The organism is Burkholderia sp. Bp9099, assembly GCF_003857805.1.
Taxonomy (GTDB): Bacteria; Pseudomonadota; Gammaproteobacteria; order Burkholderiales; family Burkholderiaceae; genus Burkholderia.
Genome location: NZ_QTPU01000003.1, coordinates 312,058 through 323,758, shown reverse-complemented (window position 1 = coordinate 323,758; position 11,701 = coordinate 312,058). Strand labels below are relative to the sequence as shown.

13 protein-coding genes are annotated in these 11,701 nt (G+C 67.3%); 9 read left to right on the top strand and 4 right to left on the bottom strand.

The window, feature by feature from the left end; translation table 11 throughout:
* Window positions 1-203: 203 nt before the first annotated feature.
* Window positions 204-944 carry a 3-ketoacyl-ACP reductase gene (locus tag DIE17_RS05100; protein ID WP_059537451.1) on the top strand — a complete coding sequence of 247 codons (741 nt, stop codon included), beginning with the start codon at window positions 204-206 and terminating at the stop codon, window positions 942-944.
* 119 nt (window positions 945-1,063) lie between these two features.
* On the top strand, window positions 1,064-1,630 hold the full coding sequence (gene phaR, locus DIE17_RS05095; protein ID WP_006478701.1) for a polyhydroxyalkanoate synthesis repressor PhaR: 567 nt from the start codon (window positions 1,064-1,066) through the stop codon (window positions 1,628-1,630).
* On the opposite strand, the gene DIE17_RS05090 is transcribed toward phaR, so the two are convergent.
* Window positions 1,561-1,983: a hypothetical protein gene (locus DIE17_RS05090; RefSeq protein WP_124520769.1), complete on the bottom strand. Its 423-nt coding sequence runs from the start codon at window positions 1,981-1,983 to the stop codon at window positions 1,561-1,563. The genes phaR and DIE17_RS05090 overlap by 70 nt on opposite strands.
* Complete coding sequence (locus tag DIE17_RS05085) at window positions 1,980-2,234, bottom strand: hypothetical protein (RefSeq protein WP_124485713.1); 255 nt, start codon at window positions 2,232-2,234, stop codon at window positions 1,980-1,982. The genes DIE17_RS05090 and DIE17_RS05085 overlap by 4 nt, the downstream gene beginning before the upstream one ends.
* Window positions 2,235-2,510: 276 nt before the next feature.
* On the opposite strand from DIE17_RS05085, the gene rimO reads away from it, so the two are divergent.
* The 4 genes from rimO to DIE17_RS05065 all read left to right on the top strand — a co-directional run bounded on the left by rimO (window position 2,511) and on the right by DIE17_RS05065 (window position 6,846).
* Window positions 2,511-3,872, top strand: coding sequence for a 30S ribosomal protein S12 methylthiotransferase RimO (rimO, locus tag DIE17_RS05080; protein ID WP_044848901.1), 1,362 nt, complete (start codon window positions 2,511-2,513; stop codon window positions 3,870-3,872).
* Window positions 3,873-3,875: 3 nt separating this feature from the next.
* A complete protein-coding gene (locus tag DIE17_RS05075) occupies window positions 3,876-4,802 on the top strand; it encodes a sugar kinase (protein WP_124521684.1) in 927 nt (308 codons plus the stop codon).
* A 206-nt stretch (window positions 4,803-5,008) separates the two neighbouring features.
* Window positions 5,009-5,551, top strand: coding sequence for a hypothetical protein (locus DIE17_RS05070; RefSeq protein ID WP_124521686.1), 543 nt, complete (start codon window positions 5,009-5,011; stop codon window positions 5,549-5,551).
* A gap of 113 nt (window positions 5,552-5,664) precedes the next feature.
* Window positions 5,665-6,846: a cystathionine beta-lyase gene (locus tag DIE17_RS05065; protein ID WP_124521688.1), complete on the top strand. Its 1,182-nt coding sequence runs from the start codon at window positions 5,665-5,667 to the stop codon at window positions 6,844-6,846.
* A gap of 88 nt (window positions 6,847-6,934) precedes the next feature.
* Here the strand turns inward: DIE17_RS05065 and serB are convergent, their stop codons facing one another.
* Together serB and DIE17_RS05055 are read right to left on the bottom strand one after the other, a co-directional pair.
* Complete coding sequence (serB, locus tag DIE17_RS05060; RefSeq protein WP_124485412.1) at window positions 6,935-7,780, bottom strand: phosphoserine phosphatase SerB; 846 nt, start codon at window positions 7,778-7,780, stop codon at window positions 6,935-6,937.
* A gap of 269 nt (window positions 7,781-8,049) precedes the next feature.
* Entirely contained in the window at window positions 8,050-8,997 is a 948-nt protein-coding gene (locus DIE17_RS05055) for a LysR family transcriptional regulator (RefSeq protein ID WP_124521690.1), read from the bottom strand.
* Window positions 8,998-9,120: 123 nt separating this feature from the next.
* On the opposite strand from DIE17_RS05055, the gene DIE17_RS05050 reads away from it, so the two are divergent.
* The 3 genes from DIE17_RS05050 (at window position 9,121) to DIE17_RS05040 (ending at window position 11,676) form a co-directional block, all read left to right on the top strand.
* Window positions 9,121-10,137, top strand: coding sequence for a zinc-binding alcohol dehydrogenase family protein (locus tag DIE17_RS05050; protein ID WP_124485414.1), 1,017 nt, complete (start codon window positions 9,121-9,123; stop codon window positions 10,135-10,137).
* 261 nt (window positions 10,138-10,398) lie between these two features.
* Window positions 10,399-10,950 carry a DUF6013 family protein gene (locus tag DIE17_RS05045; RefSeq protein ID WP_124485415.1) on the top strand — a complete coding sequence of 184 codons (552 nt, stop codon included), beginning with the start codon at window positions 10,399-10,401 and terminating at the stop codon, window positions 10,948-10,950.
* A gap of 252 nt (window positions 10,951-11,202) precedes the next feature.
* Complete coding sequence (locus DIE17_RS05040) at window positions 11,203-11,676, top strand: PliI family lysozyme inhibitor of I-type lysozyme (RefSeq protein WP_124485416.1); 474 nt, start codon at window positions 11,203-11,205, stop codon at window positions 11,674-11,676.
* Window positions 11,677-11,701: the final 25 nt, after the last annotated feature.

Here is an 11,701-nt window from a genome sequence, read left to right as displayed (position 1 = left end):
GCCAAGCGCGATGCGAAGCGCGGGCTGGCGTCGCTGTGCATCGGCGGCGGGATGGGCGTCGCGCTCGCGGTCGAGCGTCCGTAACCGGTCGTCCGTCACTGCCAAACCAATCCGGGCGCCGGCCGATTGCGGCTTCGGCCGGTGCCACGTGAAGTCAGAGGGGCCTCCGGCGGCTCTCGAAACCAAAAAATGGAGTGAGATTTATGTCTCAGCGAATTGCGTACGTAACGGGCGGGATGGGCGGCATCGGCACCAGCATCTGCCAGCGTCTGTCGAAAGACGGCTTCAAGGTGGTCGCGGGTTGCGGCCCGAACTCGCCGCGTCGGGTGAAGTGGCTCGAGGACCAGAAGGCGCTCGGCTACGATTTCATCGCGTCGGAAGGCAACGTCGGCGACTGGGACTCGACCAAGGCAGCGTTCGACAAGGTCAAGGCTGAAGTCGGCGAGATCGACGTGCTGGTCAACAACGCGGGCATCACGCGCGACGTCGTGTTCCGCAAGATGACGCATGAAGACTGGACGGCCGTGATCGACACCAACCTGACGAGCCTGTTCAACGTGACGAAGCAGGTGATCGACGGGATGGTCGAGCGCGGCTGGGGCCGGATCATCAACATCTCGTCGGTGAACGGCCAGAAGGGGCAATTCGGCCAGACGAACTACTCGACCGCGAAGGCCGGCATCCACGGTTTCACGATGTCGCTCGCGCAGGAAGTCGCGACGAAGGGCGTGACGGTCAACACCGTGTCGCCCGGCTACATCGGCACCGACATGGTGAAGGCGATCCGTCCGGACGTGCTCGAGAAGATCGTCGCGACGATTCCGGTGCGGCGTCTCGGTGCGCCGGAGGAAATCGGCTCGATCGTCGCGTGGCTCGCATCGAACGATTCCGGCTTCGCGACCGGCGCCGACTTCTCGCTGAACGGCGGCCTGCACATGGGCTGAACGTCCGGGCTGCGCAGGCCGGACCGGCCGTGCAGCCTGGCGTTTCCGAAGGCCCCCGCCTCCCGGAACCGGGAGGCGGGGATTTGTCACTTGCGCTACGCTGCACCCAAAGGCGTTACATGACTACTACAAAGAAAACGGCCGAGCGGCTCATCAAGAAGTACCCGAACCGCCGGCTCTACGATACCGAGACGAGCACGTACATCACGCTGACCGACGTCAAGCAACTCGTGCTGGAACAGGAGGACTTCAAGGTCGTCGACGCGAAATCGAACGAAGACCTGACGCGCAGCATCCTGCTGCAGATCATCCTCGAGGAAGAGAGCGGCGGCGTGCCGATGTTCTCGTCGTCGATGTTGTCGCAGATCATCCGTTTCTACGGTCATGCGATGCAGGGCATGATGGGCACGTACCTGGAAAAGAACATCCAGGCGTTCATCGACATCCAGAACAAGCTCGCGGATCAATCGAAGAACCTGTACGAAGGCAACGCGATGAATCCGGAAGTCTGGTCGCAGTTCATGAACATGCAGGCGCCGATGATGCAAGGGATGATGACGAGCTACATCGAGCAGTCGAAGAACATGTTCGTGCAGATGCAGGAGCAGATGCAGAATCAGGCGAAGTCGATGTTCAGCACGTTCCCGTTCAAGCAACCGGGCACGCCGGAGCCGGAGAAGAAGTAACGATGTCGCGGCAGGCTGGCCGCGGCGGCATGCGCCGCCGGACGGTCGGCGCCGCGACGTGTGGCGGTGAAATCAAACTGATCGTGTGCTCGGGCGCGACGGTGGTTGGCGGCCCGCCGCCGCTTGATGTCGCCGTCGGTCGTTCCTGATCGTCGGCACCAGATGCCTGTGCCCCTGCGCGGGGCGGGCATGACCGTCTTCCGGTCGATCGAATTCCAGATACTCAAGACAAGCGCGGCTGGTGTTGCGCCTGTTCGGCGCGCGTTCGTGCCGGTCAGGGCCGGTGCCGTTGCGTCGGGTCCGTGCAACGGCACCTTGCTGCAAAGCGGGAGCAGTTCGCCCGTATCGCTCAAAGCGCCGGATCGAAGTCCTGATGATCGTCGGCCGGAGGCAGATCGAGTACGAGCTTCACCGCACAGTAGTTGGCCTTCAGCGAAAACACGCGGCCGATCACGAGAAACGTCTGCGGCGAATTCTCGAGCTCGACGAAGTCGCCAGGCTGCGGTACGTGGGCGCCCTGGTCATAGGAAAAGCTGGTGCTGGTCTGCTCGCCGATGGTTTCGGCGGCGTGCTCGGTGAATTCGATCGTGATGTGGGTGGTCATGCGAACCCCGTTGGGTAGGAAGTGGATGCCGCGATTTTCGCATAGCGGCGGGGCGGCGCTGGGGCGATTACTGGGCGGTGGCGCGGGGATGATCGGGGCCGTTGGATCATCACCGGAGGCATGAAAGGGTTGGATCAATCGTCCGTGGCGGCTCGATGCGCCCGCGCGCGCCGCATATTGGGGTGCCATCCACGGCACTCCGTCCGCCGGTTTTGCCTCGCTGACCCATAAATAGCTGTAAACTCACGCTTTTGCCGCCACGCCCCCACATTCCAGATGTCCCAGTCCCCCAAAGTAGGCTTCGTGTCGCTCGGGTGCCCGAAAGCCCTCGTCGACTCCGAACAAATCATCACGCAGCTGCGTGCCGAAGGTTATGAAATCTCCGGCACCTACGACGGCGCCGACCTCGTCGTCGTCAACACCTGCGGCTTCATCGACGAAGCCGTGCAGGAAAGCCTCGACGCAATCGGCGAAGCGCTGACCGAGAACGGCAAGGTGATCGTCACCGGCTGCCTCGGCGCGAAGTCGAGCGCGAGCGGCTCGAACCTGATCGAGGAAGTCCACCCGAAGGTGCTCGCCGTCACCGGCCCGCACGCGGTGGGCGAAGTGATGCAGGCCGTGCATTCGCACCTGCCGAAGCCGCACGACCCGTTCACCGACCTGGTGCCGGCGGCCGGCATCAAGCTCACGCCGCGTCACTACGCATACCTGAAGATTTCCGAAGGCTGCAACCACCGTTGCACGTTCTGCATCATCCCGTCGATGCGCGGCGACCTCGTGTCGCGCCCGGTCGCCGAAGTGATGCTCGAAGCCGAGAACCTCTTCAAGTCCGGCGTGAAGGAACTGCTCGTGATCTCGCAGGACACGAGCGCATACGGCGTCGACGTGAAGTACCGCACCGGCTTCTGGAACGGCAAGCCGATCAAGACGCGCATGACCGACCTGGTCGCCGCGCTCGGCGAACTCGCCGCGCAGTACGGCGCATGGGTGCGCCTGCACTACGTGTACCCGTATCCGAGCGTCGACGAAGTCATTCCGCTGATGGCCGAAGGCCCGTTCAAGGGCCACGTGCTGCCGTATCTCGACGTGCCGTTCCAGCACGCGCATCCGGACGTGCTGAAGCGCATGAAGCGCCCGGCGAACGCCGAGAAGGTGCTCGAGCGCGTGCAGAAGTGGCGCGAGATCTGCCCGGACCTGACGATCCGCAGCACGTTCATCGCCGGCTTCCCCGGCGAGACGGAAGAACAGTTCGAAACGCTGCTCGACTTCATCCGCGAGGCGGAACTCGATCGCGTCGGCTGCTTTGCGTATTCGCCGGTCGAAGGCGCGACCGCGAACGAACTCGACGGCGCGCTGCCGGACGAGGTGCGCGAAGAACGCCGCGCGCGCTTCATGGAAGTCGCCGAGGAAGTGTCGGCGCGGCGCATCCAGCGCAAGGTCGGCAAGACCCTCAAGGTGCTGATCGACGAAGTCGGCGAGGAAGGTGGCATCGGCCGCACGGCGGCGGATGCGCCGGAGATCGACGGCGTCGTCTACGTCGAGCCGGCGACCAAGGCGTCGAAGCGCTACAAGGTCGGCGATTTCGTGTCGGTGAAGATCACGGGCGCGGACGGCCACGACCTGTGGGGCGAGGTTTAAGCGATGACCGCCGCACTGCCGCAGATCCTCGCGCTCGGCGAGGCGATGATCGAATTCAACCAGTCGCAGCCGGGTCGGCCGGAGTTCCTGCAAGGCTTCGGCGGCGACACGTCGAACTTCTGCATCGCCGCGGCGCGCCAGGGCGCGTCGACGGGCTTCGTGTCGGCGATCGGCGACGATCCGTTCGGCCGGCTGCTGACCGAGATGTGGGTGGCGGAGCACGTCGATACGACGTACGTGCGGATCGACCGCGCGGCGCCGACCGGCGTGTATTTCGTCACGCACGGCGCTGACGGCCACCAGTTCGACTATCTGCGCGCGGGTTCCGCGGCGAGCCGCTACGCAGTGGCCGATCTGCCGCTCGATGCGCTGGCCGCGGCGCGGGCCGTGCACCTGTCGGGCATCAGCCTCGCGATCGGCACGGCCGCGTGCGACGCCGCGTTCGCGGCGATCGACCACGCGCGCAGCAACGGCGCGCAGGTCAGCTTCGACACGAACCTGCGCCTGAAGCTGTGGCCGCTGCCGCGCGCCCGCGCGGTGATGCGCGAAGCGCTGCGCCAGACGGACATCTGCCTGCCGAGCTGGGACGACGTCACGGCGCTCACCGGTGCGAACGATCGCGACGCGATCGTCGATGCGATGCTCGAGCACGGGCCGCGGGTCGTCGCGCTGAAACTCGGCAAGGAAGGCGCGTATGTCGCGACGCCGAACGAACGGCGCGTGGTGCCGGGCTTCGCGGTCGAGGCCGTCGACGCGACGGGCGCGGGCGACTGCTTCGGCGGTGCGTTCGTTGCGCGGATCGTCGCAGGCGACGATCCGTTCGCGGCCGCGCGTTATGCGAACGCGGCGGCGGCACTGTCGACGACCGGCTACGGTGCGGTCGCACCGATTCCGCGCCGCGACGCGGTGGAACGCCTGATGCAGGGCTGACGCGGCTCTCGCACGCCGGCTACGCGACGTGTTCACTCGAACGCCCGGATGACGGGCGACGTGAACGGCTGGCGAGCGGTGTGCGTACCGCGCTCGGCGCCTGCGCATCGGTGGTCGCCACGTGCGCGTGGCGATCGATGTGCAGCGGCGACGCGCAGCATGTCGCCGCGATTTTCGAGCGAATCTGAAGCAAGGAGCAACACAAGGTGGGTCGATATTCGCAATGGCAACGGGCGCTGGTGATTGCCGGCGCGCTGGCGGCGGGCCTCACGATGCCGGGCGTGGTCGCGGCACAGGCTGCCGCGCCGGGCGCGCAGCAGGATGAAGCGGCGCCCGCCCGGCCGCTGCGGCCGAATCGGGAATTCGCCCGCCTGCCGCGTTACGAAGGCACGCTCGGCGATCGGCCGATCGTCGTGCATCTCGGCCCGAAGACGGACGAGGCGGGCGTGCACGGCGAATACCAGTTCACGGACACGGGCGAGGTGGTGCTGCTCGCCGGCGATCGGGACGGCGACACGCTCGAGATCGAGGAATCGAACGACGGCACGAACATCACGGGCGTGTGGATCGGCCGCTTCGACGCGACGGGCGAGCTGAAGGCCGACCGGATGAACTCGGACGAATCGGATCCGCAACCCGTCGTGCTGCGCCTGGCGCCGGGCAAGCGCGCGGCGCTGCAGGTACGCGACGGCCGCGTGCAGGAAATCGAGACGGTCGGCAACGTTGTCAATCTGCGCGCCGACGACTGAGCGCGCGCTGGCTCGGCGCATGCGGCGCGCATTGTACCGGGCCAACCGCGCCGATTTTGGCTAACCTAGCGACCTATTCCGCAACCGAACGGCCTTTCTCCGGGCCTCCTGCCATGACTGCATCCACTCCGAAGCGCGCACTCCAGACCCGCATCGTTCAACCCGACGACAACATCCCGGATGGCTTCCGTTCGTTCGTGCCGCCGGTCGAGCGTGCATCGACGGTCGTGTTCCCCGATCTCGCGACGATGCGCGCGCTGGTGTGGCACGACGACAACCAGTGGCGCTACGGGCTGCATGCGACCCCGACGTCGCTCGCGCTCGCGCAGCGGCTCGCCGAGATCGAAGGCGGCTCGCATGCGCTGCTGCAGCCGTCGGGTCTCGCGGCGATCATGAACGTCTATTTCGGGATCGTGAAGGCGGGCGACGACGTGTTGATCCCGCACAACGTCTACGGGCCGAATGCCGATCTCGGCAACTGGCTCGCGAAGGATTTCGGCATCACCGCGCGCTTCTACGATCCGCTCGTCGGCGCCGGCATTGCCGACCTGATCCAGCCGAACACGCGGCTGATCTGGATCGAGGCGCCGGGCTCGGTGACGATGGAAGTGCCCGACGTGCGTGCGATCACGGCGGTCGCGCAGGCGCGCGGCATCGTCACCGCGATCGACAACACGTATTCGGCCGGGCTCGCGTTCAAGCCGTTCGAGCATGGCGTCGACATCTCGGTGCAGGCGCTGACCAAGTATCAATCGGGCGGCAGCGACGTGCTGATGGGCGCGACGATCACCGCGAGCGCGGCGCTGCAGGCGCAACTGAAGCTCGCCCGGATGCGCTGCGGGATCGGCGTGTCGGTCGACGACTGCTCGCTCGTGCTGCGCAGCCTGCCGAGCATGCAGGTGCGCTTCGATGCGCACAGCAAGAGCGCGCTCGCGCTCGCGCAGTGGCTGAAGGCGCGCCCGGAGATCGCGGCCGTGCTGCATCCGCAACTGCCGGACTGTCCGGGGCACGCTTCGTTCATGCGCGACTTCACCGGCGCGGGCGGGCTGTTCTCGGTGGTGTTCGACGAGCGCTACAGTGCCGAGAAGATCGATCGTTTCGTCGAGGCGCTCGAGCTGTTCGCGATCGGCTGGAGCTGGGGCGGCGCGTGCAGCCTCGCGATGCCTTACGACGTGGCGTCGATGCGCCCGGACTGGCCGCATCGCGGCACGCTGGTACGCTTCTACGTCGGTCTCGAAGACGAAGCCGACCTGCGCGCGGATATCGAGCGCGCGATGCAGTCCACGCTCGGCTGAGCACCGAACCCCGAGCGGAACAGCAAAACGCCCGCGCGATGCAACATCGCGCGGGCGTTTTTCATGGGCGGCTTGCGCGGATCGGAAATCAGAACAACCGCAGCAGCCCGTCGAGGCCGACGTGGTCGAATGCGACGGTGGCCGCATCGCGCACGACGGGCTTCGCGTGGAACGCGACCGACAGCCCGGCTTCGGCCATCATCTTCAGGTCGTTCGAGCCGTCGCCCATCGCGATCGCACGGCTCGGCTCGATGCCGAGCGATGCGCAGGTGTCGCGCAGCAGGCGCGCCTTGACGTCGGCGTTGACGATCTCGCCGAGCACCTTGCCGGTCAGCTTGCCGTCGACGATCTCGAGCGTGTTCGCGTGCGCGAAGTCGAGGCCGAGGCGCGCCTTCAGGCGCTCGGTGAAGAACGTGAAGCCGCCCGACACGAGCAGCGTCTTCAGGCCCGCGGCCTTCACGCCGGCGAGCATCGTCTCCGCGCCGGGCGACAGCTGCAGCCGTTCCTCGTACACGCGCTCGAGCGCCTGCGCGTCGAGCCCCGCGAGCAGCGCGACGCGGCGCGTGAGGCTTTCGTTGAAATCGCGGATCTCGCCGCGCATCGCCGCCTCGGTAATCTCGGCGACCTGCGTCTTCAGCCCGCAGAAATCGGCGATCTCGTCGATGCATTCGATCGTGATCAGCGTCGAGTCCATGTCCATCACGACGAGCCCGAACTCGCCGAGCGTGCGGCCGGCTTCGACGAAGCCGAAGTCGAGCGCATGCGTGCCGCAGTACGCGTCGATGTCGAGACGCTGCGCGGGGTTGGCGTTTTCGATGCGCAGCGCGTGATCGTCGGTCTGCACGATGCGGGTGCCGCGCGACAGCGCGAGCAGCGGTTTGTGATGCGCGTCCGACAACGGCGCGAGACTCTGGATGACGAGGTTGTGGGTCATGACGGAATGTTTGGAAGCGAATGAAACGCGTGCGCGGCCGGCATGCGGCCGCCTGCGAACGCGGGCCCCGTTCGGCGTCGGGCCGTTGCGTCGCGAACGCGCCATTGTAGCCGGTTGGTATCCGATCGCGACCGGATCGCCGCCGGGAACCGGCGCTGGCGCCGTGCCGGGTGCCGCACGCACGGCGATTTGGCGGACGGTGCGGGCTACTCGGGCTACTCGGGCTACTCGGGCTATTCGGGCTATTCGGGCTATTCGGGCTATTCGGGCTATTCGGGCGATTGCCGGTCGCGATCCCAGTAAGGCGGATCGCCGAAGTGTTCGGCCAGGAACGCGATGAACGCGAGCGTCTTCAGCGGCACGTGTGCGCGGCTCGGATAGACGGCCCAGATCGCGACGTCGTTCGCGAACGGGTAGTCGTCGAGCACGGTGACGAGCGCGCCGCTCGCGAGCAGCGGGCCGACGTCCCAGGTCGACTTGATCGCGATGCCGAAGCCGTCGACGAGCGCTTCGCGGATCGCCTCGCCGTTGCTCGCGACGAGCCGGCCGCCGACCCGCACGGTGAGCGGGCCTTGCGGCGTGACGAACGACCAGTCGCGCTGGTCGCCGAGGATCACGCATTCGTGCTGCGCGAGGTCGGCCGGATGGCGCGGCGTGCCGTGTTCGGCGAGATACGCGGGCGAGCAGCACAGCACGCGCCGGTTCGTGGCGAGCCTGCGCGCGACCAGCGTCGAATCCTTCAGCGCGCCGAGGCGGATCGCGACGTCGTAGCCGTCGTCGACAAGGTCGACGATCTCGTCGGACAGCCGCAAGTCGAGCGACACGGACGGGTAGCGGCGCAGGAACGCGGGAATCACGGGCGCGACGTGCTGGCGGCCGAACGACGACGACATCGACACTTTCAGCCGCCCGTACGGCTCGCTGCGGCCGTGGCCGACCGAGGCGCGCGCGGCATCGGCGGCCGACAGCAGCGCCTCGGCGCGGGCCATGAAGACTTCGCCGTCCTGCGTCAGGCTGATGCGGCGCGTGGTGCGATGCAGCAACCGCGCGCCGAGCTGGCGCTCCAGCTGCGCGATGCGCGCGCTCGCGACCGCGGCCGATACGCCGAACTCGCGCCCGGCCGCGCTCACGTTCGCGAGCAGCGCGGCGCGCACGAACAGGCCGACGTCGAGCAGGTCGAGCGGCTTGTCGGGGGCTGCAATCGGATCGGACGTCATTATTCTGAAATTCCTGAAAATGTTTCAGGAAATATAGCGGTTTTCTCGAATGATCGGGGCGCCTACGATGGCATGCATGGGGCCGCGCCGCGGCCCGCCCGATTTCCCTGAAGGAGTTTCGTGATGAAAGCCGTTGGACTGACCCGTTACCTGCCGATCGACGACCCGCAGGCGCTCGTCGACGTGGAACTGCCGCAACCGGTGCCGGGCCCGCGCGACCTGCTCGTGAAGGTCGAGGCGATCTCCGTGAACCCGGTCGACACCAAGGTGCGCGCGCCGAAACCGCAGGTCGAGGAGACGCCGCGCGTGCTCGGCTGGGATGCGGCCGGCACGGTCGTCGCGGTCGGTGCCGAGGTCACGCTGTTCCGGCCGGGCGACGAGGTGTTCTACGCGGGCAGCATCACGCGGCCCGGCGCGAACAGCGAATTCCACGCGGTCGACGAGCGGATCGCCGCGCTCAAGCCGCGCTCGCTCGATTTCGCGGCGTCGGCGGCGTTACCGCTCACCGCGCTGACCGCCTGGGAGGCGCTGTTCGACCGGCTGCGCGTGTCGCCTCAGGGCGCCGACGCGGGCAAGTCGGTGCTGATCATCGGCGGCGCGGGCGGGGTGGGTTCGATCGCGATCCAGCTCGCCAAGACGCTCGCCGGGCTGCGCGTGATCGCGACCGCGTCGCGGCCGGCGTCGGCCGAATGGGTGCGCTCGCTCGGCGCGGACGACGTGGTCGATCATTTCGGCGACCTGCCCGCGCAACTGCGTGAAATCGGCCACCCGAGCGTCGACTACGTGCTGATCTTCAACGACACGGACCGTCATTTCCCTGCCGCGGCGGAAGTAATCCGCCCGCAGGGCGGCATTTGCACGATCGTCGAGAACGAGAAGCCGATTCCGGTCGAGCAACTGAAGGCGAAGAGCGCCGCGTTTCACTGGGAATTCATGTTCACGCGTGCGATGTTCGAGACGCCGGACATGATCGAGCAGCACAAGATCCTGAGCGAGGTGGCGCGGCTCGTCGACGGCGGCACGCTGCGCACGACGCTCGGCGAACAGCTCGGCACGATCAACGCCGCCAACGTGCGGCGCGCGCATCAGCTGCTCGAAGCCGGGCGCGCGATCGGCAAGCTGGTGCTGAGCGGCTTCTGAGTGCCGCAGACCCGTCGCTTCGCGCCAGGCGCCGATGGGCATCCCCCAAGGGGACTTCCTTCGGGGCGGAAAACCTGGGTCTGCCCGGCGTGTTCCCGAGCGCCGGCGTCGCGCGTACGGGATGCGGCGTCGCGAACGCAAGCGGGGTAACACCCGATGCGTTTGCGGCGCATTGCATGCCGCTTGGCGGTAGACTGGCAACGCATCATGCATCGAAAACCGCGCGGCACGCGCGTGCCGCCGCATTACAAGGAGGTCAGCATGAGCCAACGCAGCTTGTCAGTCGCCGCATCGTGGTCTGCCGTGTTCGCGGCGGCGTGCGTCAGCGCGAGCGTATTCGCGGCGCCGCCGGTCAAGGGCAGCCTGAAGGGCGGCGGGACAGGGCAGCTCGAATACACCGTCAAGGTCGATTCGAAGACCTTCGGCAATACGCAGGAGACCCGCAAGATCCGCTCGGGCGAAACGGACGACTTCAACTGGAAGTCGGTGCCGCCGGGCGGCGCGGTCGCGATGCCGGACGGTTGCCCGAACGCCGACAACCTGCCGCGCGACGCGAACGGCGCGATGGTGCGCCAGACCCAGGTGCGGCTCGCGCCGTCGGTCGACGCGAAGGGGATCGCGAACGTGCAGATGAGCTTCCAGGCCGCTGCGCCGAAAGGCACGCGCAACGTGAGCGCGGGCGGCAAGTCGCTGCAGTGCCCGGATGTCGTGTCGGTGAGCCAGGTCAAGTGGGTGTCGATTTCGACCAATGGCGGCTCGAAGTCCGTCTCGATGAGCGACGGCACGAAAGTGACGGTGTCGATCAAGCGCTGAGCGGTGCGCGCGGGCCGGCAAGACGTCCGGTGCGTGCGCAACCAACCGCGATGCGTATCCGGTGATCCGGGCAGTGCCGCGCGTGACGGTTTCGTGGCGCGCGGCTTCGCGTATTTCCGTTGTTTGAGGTTTGATGTGCGTCGTGTCCGGTGCGCACCGACAGCGCGGCCATTCGCCCCCCGGCGCGCGTGACGTGATGCGGATGTCGCGCTATCCTCCCGGGCTTCTCCCTCTTCCCCGTACGACATCCCGATGAAACATTGCATGCGCGCGCTGCTGTCGGCCGCTGCGTTCGTCGCCACTCATGCGCAGGCAGCCGACGATTGCAGCTTCGCGAAGAAAGTCGAGCTGCCGTCGCGACAGCAGGTCGCCGTCGTGTCGAGCGGCGCACTCGAGCCGTGTTCGACCGGCAGCTATGCGGTGCGCGTGTATTCGACCGCGCATGCCGCGCCCGGCTTCGATACGGACGACTACGTAACCGGTGTGCTGCATGCGCGTGACGGCACCGTCGCCGACGCCTTCACGGCCGACCTCGGTGCGCGTGCGCCGCAGGCGCTCGTCGTCACGACGCGCTCGGCCGGCAGCGGCGGTTATGTCGGCGCGCAGGCCTATGTGACGACACCACGCGCGGTGCGGCTCGTCGCGTCGGTCGACGGGCTGGCACCCGATGCCGACGTCAAGGCCGCGTTGCGCCAGGCCCTCGGCAAACGCCGCAGCGCCCGCTGACCGCACGCCGCGCGGGTCGCGGCGC

Bases quoted from the DNA above. Each gene is read 5' to 3' on its own strand.
- DIE17_RS05040 (WP_124485416.1), top strand. From the start codon at position 11,203: ATGAAACATTGCATGCGCGCGCTGCTGTCGGCCGCTGCGTTCGTCGCC.
- rimO (WP_044848901.1), top strand. From the start codon at position 2,511: ATGTCCCAGTCCCCCAAAGTAGGCTTCGTGTCGCTCGGGTGCCCGAAA.
- serB (WP_124485412.1), bottom strand. From the start codon at position 7,780: ATGACCCACAACCTCGTCATCCAGAGTCTCGCGCCGTTGTCGGACGCG.
- DIE17_RS05045 (WP_124485415.1), top strand. From the start codon at position 10,399: ATGAGCCAACGCAGCTTGTCAGTCGCCGCATCGTGGTCTGCCGTGTTC.
- DIE17_RS05065 (WP_124521688.1), top strand. From the start codon at position 5,665: ATGACTGCATCCACTCCGAAGCGCGCACTCCAGACCCGCATCGTTCAA.
- DIE17_RS05075 (WP_124521684.1), top strand. From the start codon at position 3,876: ATGACCGCCGCACTGCCGCAGATCCTCGCGCTCGGCGAGGCGATGATC.
- phaR (WP_006478701.1), top strand. From the start codon at position 1,064: ATGACTACTACAAAGAAAACGGCCGAGCGGCTCATCAAGAAGTACCCG.
- DIE17_RS05055 (WP_124521690.1), bottom strand. From the start codon at position 8,997: ATGACGTCCGATCCGATTGCAGCCCCCGACAAGCCGCTCGACCTGCTC.
- DIE17_RS05085 (WP_124485713.1), bottom strand. From the start codon at position 2,234: ATGACCACCCACATCACGATCGAATTCACCGAGCACGCCGCCGAAACC.
- DIE17_RS05100 (WP_059537451.1), top strand. From the start codon at position 204: ATGTCTCAGCGAATTGCGTACGTAACGGGCGGGATGGGCGGCATCGGC.
- DIE17_RS05050 (WP_124485414.1), top strand. From the start codon at position 9,121: ATGAAAGCCGTTGGACTGACCCGTTACCTGCCGATCGACGACCCGCAG.